This window comes from Polynucleobacter meluiroseus, from assembly GCF_900205755.1.
Classification (GTDB): domain Bacteria; phylum Pseudomonadota; class Gammaproteobacteria; order Burkholderiales; family Burkholderiaceae; genus Polynucleobacter; species Polynucleobacter meluiroseus.
Map to the genome: position 1 here is coordinate 295,420 of NZ_OANS01000004.1, position 7,949 is coordinate 303,368.

12 protein-coding genes and 1 tRNA gene are annotated in these 7,949 nt (G+C 44.9%); 11 read left to right on the plus strand and 2 right to left on the minus strand.

The features are described 5' to 3' along the window. Positions 1–16: 16 nt before the first annotated feature. On the plus strand, positions 17–2,314 hold the full coding sequence (locus CP950_RS08765; RefSeq protein WP_207760256.1) for a RelA/SpoT family protein: 2,298 nt from the start codon (positions 17–19) through the stop codon (positions 2,312–2,314). A gap of 15 nt (positions 2,315–2,329) precedes the next feature. Here the strand turns inward: CP950_RS08765 and greB are convergent, their stop codons facing one another. Continuing rightward, positions 2,330–2,830 (minus strand): transcription elongation factor GreB, encoded by a 501-nt coding sequence (greB, locus tag CP950_RS08770; protein WP_096674416.1) that lies wholly within the window; start codon positions 2,828–2,830, stop codon positions 2,330–2,332. An 18-nt stretch (positions 2,831–2,848) separates the two neighbouring features. Here greB and CP950_RS08775 point away from each other — a divergent pair. Then, positions 2,849–2,925, plus strand: a tRNA-Arg gene (locus CP950_RS08775). A 347-nt stretch (positions 2,926–3,272) separates the two neighbouring features. Here CP950_RS08775 and CP950_RS08780 read toward each other — a convergent pair. Further along, positions 3,273–3,623 carry a DUF3147 family protein gene (locus CP950_RS08780; protein ID WP_096674418.1) on the minus strand — a complete coding sequence of 117 codons (351 nt, stop codon included), beginning with the start codon at positions 3,621–3,623 and terminating at the stop codon, positions 3,273–3,275. Between the two features lie 109 nt (positions 3,624–3,732). On the opposite strand from CP950_RS08780, the gene CP950_RS10120 reads away from it, so the two are divergent. The 9 genes from CP950_RS10120 to CP950_RS08820 form a co-directional block, all read left to right on the plus strand. Next, complete coding sequence (locus tag CP950_RS10120) at positions 3,733–3,861, plus strand: hypothetical protein (RefSeq protein WP_272867614.1); 129 nt, start codon at positions 3,733–3,735, stop codon at positions 3,859–3,861. Between the two features lie 60 nt (positions 3,862–3,921). Continuing rightward, positions 3,922–4,272: a hypothetical protein gene (locus CP950_RS08785; protein WP_011903511.1), complete on the plus strand. Its 351-nt coding sequence runs from the start codon at positions 3,922–3,924 to the stop codon at positions 4,270–4,272. Between the two features lie 71 nt (positions 4,273–4,343). After that, positions 4,344–4,625, plus strand: a complete 282-nt coding sequence (locus CP950_RS08790; protein WP_011903510.1) for a copper-binding protein — start codon at positions 4,344–4,346, stop codon at positions 4,623–4,625. Further along, positions 4,622–5,260 (plus strand): hypothetical protein, encoded by a 639-nt coding sequence (locus tag CP950_RS08795; protein WP_096674422.1) that lies wholly within the window; start codon positions 4,622–4,624, stop codon positions 5,258–5,260. The genes CP950_RS08790 and CP950_RS08795 overlap by 4 nt, the downstream gene beginning before the upstream one ends. A 22-nt stretch (positions 5,261–5,282) precedes the next feature. After that, positions 5,283–5,609 carry a heavy-metal-associated domain-containing protein gene (locus CP950_RS08800; protein WP_011903508.1) on the plus strand — a complete coding sequence of 109 codons (327 nt, stop codon included), beginning with the start codon at positions 5,283–5,285 and terminating at the stop codon, positions 5,607–5,609. Further along, on the plus strand, positions 5,606–6,001 hold the full coding sequence (locus tag CP950_RS08805; protein WP_243391967.1) for a hypothetical protein: 396 nt from the start codon (positions 5,606–5,608) through the stop codon (positions 5,999–6,001). Before CP950_RS08800 ends, CP950_RS08805 begins: the two co-directional genes overlap by 4 nt. 892 nt (positions 6,002–6,893) lie before the next feature. Beyond that, positions 6,894–7,223, plus strand: coding sequence for a DMT family transporter (locus CP950_RS08810; RefSeq protein ID WP_096674424.1), 330 nt, complete (start codon positions 6,894–6,896; stop codon positions 7,221–7,223). Positions 7,224–7,245: 22 nt separating this feature from the next. Next, entirely contained in the window at positions 7,246–7,572 is a 327-nt protein-coding gene (locus tag CP950_RS08815) for a hypothetical protein (protein ID WP_096674426.1), read from the plus strand. A gap of 271 nt (positions 7,573–7,843) precedes the next feature. After that, a partial coding sequence (locus tag CP950_RS08820) for a transposase (protein WP_133092098.1) occupies positions 7,844–7,949 on the plus strand: 106 nt, incomplete at its 3' end.

Sequence of the window (7,949 nt, forward strand, 5' to 3'; positions counted from 1 at the left end):
GTCGGACTCACACGGTCTGTCCTCGCCAAAAGAGGGCGTTAAAGCCGAAAACAAATCCATCATTGCCACACTGTTGGCACAATCGAGTCGTCATTTATTCGGGCCTACTTCTGCGCCCAAATTACCGCTTAAGCATCAAGTTGTTTCAATCGAAGGTTTAATTTCCAAGTTGGGTTACCTCAAGCCCGCTGAAATTGCCGAGATTAAAAAAGCCTTTCATTTTTCAGATAACGCCCATCTGGGCCAATATCGCCATAGTGGCGAGCCTTACATCACCCATCCTGTTGCCGTTGCGGAGCTGTGCGCTACTTGGCGTCTAGATGCGCCCTCCATCATGGCGGCGCTGTTGCACGATGTGATTGAAGACACTCTGTGTACTAAGGCAGATTTAGTCGATAAGTTTGGTAGCAAGGTGGCTGAGTTAGTAGAGGGTTTAACAAAGCTCGACAAACTTGAGTTTCAGAGTCATGCCGAGGCACAGGCTGAAAGTTTTCAAAAAATGTTTATGGCGATGGCGCGTGATGTGCGAGTCATCCTAGTCAAGTTAGCTGACCGAACGCACAATATGCGCACCTTGGATGCGGTGCCGATGGAGAAGCGCCGTCGGGTCGCTGCAGAAACGATTGAGATCTATGCGCCGATTGCCCACCGTTTAGGCTTAAATATTATCTATCGTGATTTGCAAGATCTGAGCTTTCGTTACTCGATGCCAATGCGTTTTCGGGTCATCGAAAAGGCAGTCAAAAGGGCGCGCGGTAACCGTAAAGAAATGGTCGAAAAGATTTTGCAAACGACCCGTTTAGCTTTTGCTAAATTGAATGTAGAAGTCGATTTACGCGGTCGCGAAAAAACCCTCTTCAGCATCTATAGCAAAATGCGTAATAAGCATTTAAGTTTTACTCAAGTGCTTGATGTTTACGCTTTTCGGGTCACGGTCAGTTCCATTGATGAGTGTTATCGCGCATTGGGCATCTTGCACTCGATGTATAAACCGATGCCAGGTAAGTTTAAGGATTACATTGCGATTCCGAAGATCAATGGCTACCAATCCCTACACACCACCTTACTAGGACCCTCAGGAGTGCCGGTGGAGTTTCAGATTCGCACGAGAGACATGCATGCGGTCGCTGAATCCGGAGTGGCAGCCCATTGGGCCTATAAAGATGGTTCGCCTGACATGAGCGAGGTACAAAACCGTGCACATCAATGGCTCCAATCTTTAATTGACATACAAGATAGCAGTGGCGATTCGCAAGAGTTTCTTGAGCACGTCAAGATTGATCTTTTCCCTGATGCGGTTTACGTATTTACGCCTAAGGGGCACATTCGCGCCTTGCCGCGTGGCGCTACCGCACTCGACTTTGCCTATTCAATTCACAGTGATTTAGGCAATACGTGCGTAGCGGTAAAAATCAATGGCCTGCAGCTGCCATTGCGCAGTGAGCTAAAGAACGGCGACATTATTGAAGTAGTGCCATCATCTAACTCTCAACCCAATCCTGGTTGGTTAGCCTTTGTGCGTACGGGTAAGGCGCGTGCGTCGATTCGGCACTCCCTCAAAACTACCCACTATGCGGAATCTCTCCAGTTGGGTGAGCGATTGTTAGCGAGCGCCTTACGACAGCAGGCTGTTGATGCAGGTTTACTCAGTCCAGAAATTTGGGAAAAATTATTACATTGGACTGGTGACAAAACCCGCGATGAAGCCTGTGTCAACATTGCCTTGGGGCGTCGTTCAGCCCAAGAGTTGGCGATTCGTCTAAAAATTCTGATTGACGAGGAGGGTGGTGCGACGCAAATGCGCTTGGGTGCAAGTGACTGGGTCACGCCGCCACAAGAAATTTCTTCGCCTCATCAACGTCAAGCGATTCTCGTGGACGGTCGTGAAGGCAATTCAATGAGCTTTCAGAGCTGCTGCCATCCCATTCCAGGGGATAACATTATTGGTTATCTCGGTAAAGGGGAGGGTCTGCAGATTCACACCAACGATTGCCCCTTAGCTTTGCGCATGCTTTCCAAAGATAACGACAAGTGGGTAGAGGTGGAGTGGGGCAAAGAAATCAATCGTGAGTTCGATGTGGACCTTGCAATCGATACACACCAAGGTAAAGGGGTATTGGCTCGGGTAGCCAGTAGCGTGACCTCGGCCGACTCCAACATCTTGAATGTTTCCATGGATGATCGCTACAAAGAAGACGCCGTCACTATTCGTTTCACGATCCAAGTGGCTGATCGCTTGCATTTAGCCAAGGTCATGCGGAGTTTGCGCGCCAATCATGATGTGATGCGAGTGACGCGTACTAGAACCACCTAATTGCAGGCGATGAAACTAGCAGTATTGAATGGCTAGGATTTCTATTTCAGTAGGGCCGGTAGGAGTCTGAATACGCACACAGTCGCCTTCACGTGACTTGATTAAGGCCTTGGCTATGGGTGATACCCAACTTACATGACCTTGATCTAAATCAACCTCATCCACGCCAACGATCGTAATCGTGGTTTCCTTACCTTTGTCCACTCCCTCGAGATTTAAGTAGGTCACCGACGCGCCAAAAAATACTTGCTCAGCATCGGCGGCCCCAGATTTGCGTTCTTGGTTATCGACTATGACAGCGAATTCTAGGCGCTGGTTGAGGAAGCGAATCCGGCGATCAATTTCCCTAAGTCGTTTTTTTCCGTAGATGTAATCCCCATTTTCCGATCGATCGCCGTTCGAGGCAGCCCAATGTACTACCTTCACGACTTCAGGCCGATCTTGGTTCAGGAGCTGTAAAAGTTCAGTCCGAATGCGCTCGTGACCTGCGGGTGTGATGTAGTTTTTCTCTTCCATGGCATAATTATGACTGTTGCGGCTGTAGCTCAGTTGGATAGAGTACTTGGCTACGAACCAAGGGGTCGTGGGTTCAATTCCTGCCAGCCGCACCAAGCTACATAAGGGTCTCCCGTCAGGGAGGCCCTTTTTATTTGTGCAATAGAACTGTATTTGTGCAATAGAATCAGGTTTTTATCGTTATTTATCCAAATTTACCGCCATCAGAGCCATATAGAATAAGGGTCTTCTATTTAGCCCGCATTTTTAGCTTGTGCAATAGAGTTAATTCGTTCTTTTGTCATTAGTCTGACTCTTCGCAATCACATCACCATCACTTAATTGGGTTGTTGTGCTCTGTAAGCATCATTACCTTTGACTGCTTACATGCCAATTGCGGCCACTCAAAAGGTCTCTCCTTATTGATTCTGACTGGCAGAGAACGGCCGTTAGTAGCCATTACTCAGAGAAGTCGAATTCCAAAACTCTTCATGACAAGGGCAAATAACCCAAAGCAAATAAATGTTGCCACTACGCTTGCCCCTATAGTGATCCAAAATCCAATCTTTGGAAGTAAGTATGGGAATAACAAGAACATTGGCAATGTGGGAATCACAAACCAAAATGTGTAATAGGCGTGATTGGCAATTTTCTCTTCCGGCTGGTTTTCTATATAGAGCCATACAAGAGTTAAAAGTGTCATTAAGGGCAATGCCGCAATAAACCCACCTAACTTATCACTTCGTTTAGCAACTTCAGAAATGAATACAACCATTCCTGCGGTTAGTAAGTATTTAGTGATGATCCAAGCCATATCAGCCTTTATTGTGTATGCCCACCATATTATAGGAATGTCTTTTTAAGCGACATCGCGAGCAAATGAGCCTATGATGAAAAGATAGATATCTGAATTGGAGGCTTATATGTACCAAATGATGAATGGTTCAATGATGGGCGGCATGGGCATGGGAGTTTTTTCCTTATTGGTTTTGGTGGCGCTTGTGCTATCTATAGCCGCCCTAAGCAAATATCTCTTTTTTAGTAAGAAATAGCGCTATTGAGGTCCGAGCTGGGAAGAGGCGGGGAATTCAAAAAGTAGCTAGAATCATTAAATGCTTCGCGTCTGCCTACTTATCCTGTTAGTTGTCCTATTGCCCATTCGCTCTTTTGCGTCTGAGAGTATGGGTTTTAGTATGGCTCAGCCAACGCATTCCATGGAAATGATGGCTGATAGCGATGCCAGTCATTGCGAGATGATGCAAAGCTCTAGCAAGCAAGACCCTCAATCTGAGCAACATGACAAACCCACTTGTAATGCCTGCTCCTTGTGTATGGCATTTGCATTTGCGTTGCCATCCATAGCAATGAATTTTAAGCAACTCTCGTATCAATTTGCACAGCAAGAGCCATTATTCGTATATGGCGCACTCTTAGCTCTACCCATCAAGCCACCCATTTTGTAATCCCCCTAGCAGTAGTCCGTCCAAAATTTGGATGGAGTTGTTTATCTAATTAACTTTCCTTTGGGGGAAACATGAAAAAATTTGTATTTGGTATTTTATTTCTCATCACTTCACTGTCTTGGGCGGCGCCTGATTGGACCAAAGCGCAAATAGTCAAAGTAGAGCCTGAGCGTCATCGTATTGTGCTTAAGCATGAGCGGATTCAAAGCATTGATATGGATGCTATGACTATGCTTTTTGATACTGCGCCCAAGTTAAATCTTAAGGGCTATAAAGCAGGTGATCAGGTACGCTTTCAGGTCAAAATCAGTGATGGGGCGCTAGAAGTAGTTGCCCTGGAGAAGGCGCCATGAGGGTATGGCTTGTATTCATAGGCAGTCTTTTGCTCAGCCTTACCGCTCAAGCCGCGCCAATGGGATTTAAGGATAGCTGGATGACGATGGGTGATTTTAGTAAAACCTTTCGAGAGCAAACAGCCAACTACGCCTTGACTCCTAGAGATGCTATTGGTGTGACTTCGACCTATATGCAAACGAATAACTATTCGCAAACTCAGCTTAATAATGAGCTCACCTACACTCGATTAGTTAAGCGTTGGAATATGCCAGAAGCACAAGCCAATATTTGGTTTATTGGCGGCGTTGGTGAGACCACAGGCAATTACTTTAGCGGCACTAAAGCTACGGTATCTCCTGGCATTCAGGCTGATTATGAGACTACTCGTTTGTATGCTTCAGCTAATGCTCGCATCTATGTGGCTGATGGCATTACCAATAATGTGGTGTCGGCAAGAGCTGGCTTTTCTTTCTATGAAGCGAACTACGATGAGACCCAACCATGGTTGATCGTGGAAGCTAGAAGAATGTCGATGGTATCAACCCAGTATGAAGTCACGCCTATGCTCCGGCTGATCCATAACCGCTTTTTTGTAGAGGCAGGGGCGAACCTTCATGGCCAACCCCGCCTGAGCTTTATGTATGTCTACTAAATGAACTCACAAGGATTACAAAATGAAAAAGATTTTTATAGCAACGCTCTTAGCCCTCACATTATCCCCAGCATTTGCTGTAACTAGCATGAAAGCAACAGTTAATGGCATGGTCTGCGCTTTTTGTGCTCAAGGTATTGAAAAGCGAATTTCTAAAATGCCATCAACCAAGGCCGTCTATGTGGATCTCAAACAAAAGACCGTTGTTGTTGAGCCAAAAGAGGGCATGGCTTTAGATCAAAAAGCCATCATTGAGGAAGTCAAGGACGCAGGGTATGACATCGTCAAAGTAGAGTCAGTACCTAAAAGTGTTGCAGAACTCAAAGCAGAACTGGTGGCCAACAAATGATTCGTGAAAAAATGATTGCACCCAAAAGCAATCTCCTTACCAGCGTTGCGACGCTCTTTGCCAGTTCAAGCACTTTAATCTGTTGTGCTATTCCAGCGCTTTTAGTGGCATTAGGAGCGGGCGCTACTTTATCCACATTTATCTCCATCTTTCCAAAGATCGTATGGATTAGTGAGCATAAGGTAGAAGTGTTTATTTTTGCGGGAGTGATGCTCTCTATTAGTGGTTATATGCAATGGCGCGGTAGATTTGCTCCATGTCCAACCGATCCCGTATTAAGAGACGCCTGCATGAGAACTCGTAAGGCTTCATTAATCGTTTACAGCCTTAGCTTATTACTTTATTTAACCGGGGGTTGGTTTGCTTTTGTACAACCACTGATTTCAAGTTAAAAATAATAAGTCCATTATTCACAAGTTCAAACCACCTTTTCGGGTGGTTTTTCTTTGATAGTCTGCTTTGGGTCGGACTCAGTCATCCGTGATCAAGTAGGCCGACAGACTGCTTTGAGCCTCAAAGGAGTCCAGCGCACCTGTGATTTGTCGAAGAGATTAATGGCGAGATTGAAGCTGAAAATTATTCTTAAATCCGGCAATCACTTACTCGAAGGCAGTGAGAAAATTCGACCCTAAATTTGTGCAATAGAACTTATGCCAAACCAATATAAACAAGGAGTTACAGGCGATCAGCACTCAATTCTATTGCACAATCTCAAGTCTGTAACTCATTGATTTATATAGATATTATGCCACTCCGATGTAGGGGCTACGAACCAAGGGGTCGTGGGTTCAATTCCTGCCAGCCGCACCAAGCTACATAAGGGTCTCCCGTCAGGGAGGCCCTTTTTATTTGTGCAATAGAACTGTATTTGTGCAATAGAATCAGGTTTTTATCGTTATTTATCCAAATTTACCGCCATCAGAGCCATATAGAATAAGGGTCTTCTATTTAGCCCGCATTTTTAGCTTGTGCAATAGAGTTAATTCGTTCTTTTGTCATTAGTCTGACTCTTCGCAATCACATCACCATCACTTAATTGGGTTGTTGTGCTCTGTAAGCATCATTACCTTTGACTGCTTACATGCGTATTGCGGCCACTCAAAAGGTCTCTCCTTATTGATTCTGACTGGCAGAGAACGGCCATTAGCGACCGATGGGGCAGAGTATTGAAAATCCTTGTGTCGGTGGTTCGATTCCGCCCCGGGCCACCAAGAAATACTAAAACCACCTTCGGGTGGTTTTTTCGTTTATAAAACAAGATGAAATGTCACTTAGGAGATCTCTATGGTTTGGTTTTATCTTGTCATCGCCATAATTGCAGAAGTTATGGCAACTACTGCCCTGAAGTTCGCGGAAGGCTTCACGAAGCTAATACCCTCTGCATTGGTTGTGGTGGGGTATGCCGGCGCATTCTATTTTTTGTCTAAGGTTCTTAATCAAATACCAATTTCTATCGCTTATGCGATATGGTCCGGGGCTGGTGTTGCGCTGGTAGGAATAGTAGGTTGGGTTTGGCTAGGACAAAAACTAGATGCTGGAGCTTTAATAGGCATTGGATTAATCATTGCAGGAGTATTGGTGATTAATATATTTTCCCAAGCAGTGTCCCATTAATAAGTAGAGCTTATTCGACACTATGTTTAATAAATTTTTCCAACTTTCGGATGATCAAATCAAGGATCTTTTTGATCATTTTCGGAATATAGGGATTTGTAGCGCCATCTTTGCCGCTTCAGATTGGCAATATTCACAAATTGGCCCTCTCAATTTAGGGCTGAGCATCTTCAATGCTTTTATTTTTAGCCTTTTAGTTGCGGTTGGCGGAATGTTATTGCTGATTGTGTTGGCACAAGCTTTTCGTAAGTTTCAGGCTTATGGCCTTAAGGACTTCAACTTGAAATTAATCTATGGTGTCTACAGTCTTAGTATCGTCAGCCTAATTATTTCAATTTTTGTTCATTAATCATTAGGGTTTACCTAATGCCGGCCTATGCCAATAGCTTGAGCTAGAAATCCTAGACCCTGGTTCGATGCTGCCCCGGGCCACCAAGAATTTAAAAAGAGAGCTTCTAGCCCTCTTTTTTCATTTGAAAGTTAGCATCGACACTATAAATCTTGTTTTTTATTCCAGGGTAGCTAATAGTCAAGGCAATGCAACTAGGGTGGTAATCCCCCCACCCCTTAACCTGACTTAAAAGTAGAATTTCTAAGTTGTTTGATTTAAAGGAAATTCTATGAAAACCTCCCGTTTTACCGATAGCCAAATCATGGGCATCCTCAAGCAAGCCGAGGCTGGCATGCCAGCCCCAGAGCTATGCCGTGAACACGGCATTAGCATTG